This is a genomic window from Brachyspira sp. G79, assembly GCF_002379365.1.
Lineage (GTDB): Bacteria > Spirochaetota > Brachyspiria > Brachyspirales > Brachyspiraceae > Brachyspira.
In genome coordinates this window covers 1-2024 of the sequence record NZ_JQIU01000004.1, presented here as the reverse complement: position 1 = coordinate 2024, position 2024 = coordinate 1, and the positions used below count along the sequence as shown (strand labels likewise).

The 2024-nt window shown below is 24.1% G+C and carries 1 protein-coding gene; it reads left to right on the top strand.

What is annotated here, in order from left to right:
- The first annotated feature begins 140 nt into the window (after positions 1-140).
- Positions 141-1463 (top strand): Mur ligase family protein, encoded by a 1323-nt coding sequence (locus KQ44_RS00045; protein WP_096735709.1) that lies wholly within the window; start codon positions 141-143, stop codon positions 1461-1463.
- Positions 1464-2024 lie beyond the last annotated feature (561 nt).

Sequence of the window (2024 nt, the reverse complement as noted above, 5' to 3'; positions counted from 1 at the left end):
ATGTTAAATTAGAGATTATATTGCATACATAAATAAACTTATATATGAAATAATCAATAAATTACTCCTTGCGGTCTTTTCCAAAATATGATATTCTACTTAATTATTTTTAATTAATTATTTTTATTGGAAACATAAATATGAAAAATATAAATGAGGCTTTGGATTATATATATTCCTTTATGGGAAAAAAGACTCTTCATAAAAACAATCTTAATCATATAAACAATGTAAAAGAAATATTAAAATTATTGGGATATAAACAGGTATTTAAAGTAATACATATAACAGGTACAAAGGGTAAAGGTTCAACTACATTAACATTGTCAAAGATGCTTTCTTCCCTAGGATATAAAACTGGAGCATTTACTTCCCCTCATATAGTTAATGAGAGAGAGAGAATATCTATAAATGAAAATTGGATTAGTGAAGAAGATTTTATAAATATTACACTAAAGATAAAAAATATTATAGATAGTTATGAAATATATAATAATATAACAGTATTTGAAATTTTTACCATAATGGGACTATATTATTTTTATATAAATGCTGTTGATTATGCCTGCATAGAAGTAGGAATAGGAGGAAAATTAGACTGTACCAATATAGTAGACTCATCTGTAAGTATTTTAACTTCTATATCATATGATCATATGGAGATATTAGGATACACCATAGAAGAGATAACAGCTCAAAAGTCTGGAATAATAAAACCAAACACTTCAGTTGTATCAGCATTTCAGGAAGAAGATTCTATAAAAATAATAAGAAATATATCGAGAGAAAATAATTGTAATTTATATGTTTTTAAAGAAGATTTTTCTGCAGATATTACATTAAACAGCAATGAAAAACTTGAGTTTATTTATAGAGAAAAAGATAAAGAGTATAATTTTTCAACTACATTGCTTGGAGAACATCAGGCAGAAAATATATCACTTTCTTTTAAGGCATTGAATATACTTCTCAAGGCAGATAATAAATATAACGAAAAAAATATTAATAAAGCAATTATTTCATTAAAGGATTTTTATATAAATGCACGCCTTACATTTATGCATAGAAATCCTGATATAATAGTAGACGGTGCTCATAATGCTAAATCATTAGAAAGAGTATTAAATACAATATATAAATGGTATGATGATATAATAATACTATTTGCTCCTTTAAGTCAAAAAGATATAAAAAATATGTCTGATATATTAAAAAGATATAATTCAGAAATAATATTAAGCTCTCCAGACAATATAGCATATAAAGAAACTGACAGTTCTAAAACCTATCAATATTTAAAGGATAAACCGAATGTAAAGCATATATCAAATTTTTATGATGCCATTGATAATATAAAATCAATTAATAACAATAATAAACCAGTACTTGTAATAGGTTCATTATACGCAGCAAGCGAATTTATTAATTTATATAAAAATACTGATATACCTAAACAACTATAATTTTTAAAAAAATAAATTTTTAAAATTTAGATATTTTCATGGCTTTACATTCTTTCCGATACAACTTCTTTTCTTGCGGGTAGGTATGTCGTAAGTAACGCTGTATGGAAAACTCTATTTTATACTAAATTTTACAATTTATTTTATATAAAACATAATTATGTAATTTGATAATAATTTTAATACCTGCACTTTTGCGAAGTGTGCCCATTGCCCATAGTAAAAACTTTGACTAAATCTTGACAAAAAAGTTGATAATTCTATATAAAGTGTATCAGTTTATAAAATAAAATTGTTTCAGTATAACTCATAAATATTAGTGCCTTCATAAGCTATTAATCTATAAAACGCACGGTGAGCGAAATTTTTTATATAGTTCGTATGTTATTATTAATCTATTTTATATATTTAATTTGATTCTACGTGCGGTTTAGATATTGTAAATCTTAATAAAATTTAGGGTGGGTGCTGTAATTACAGAAAAGATTATAAAAAATATAATAGTTATTATTTTAAATAGAATGCTGAATATATTGGGCGGGATTTAAAATAAGGCAAAAA

Coding starts and splice junctions, on each gene's coding strand:
- KQ44_RS00045 (WP_096735709.1), top strand. CDS start 141: ATGAAAAATATAAATGAGGCTTTGGATTATATATATTCCTTTATGGGA.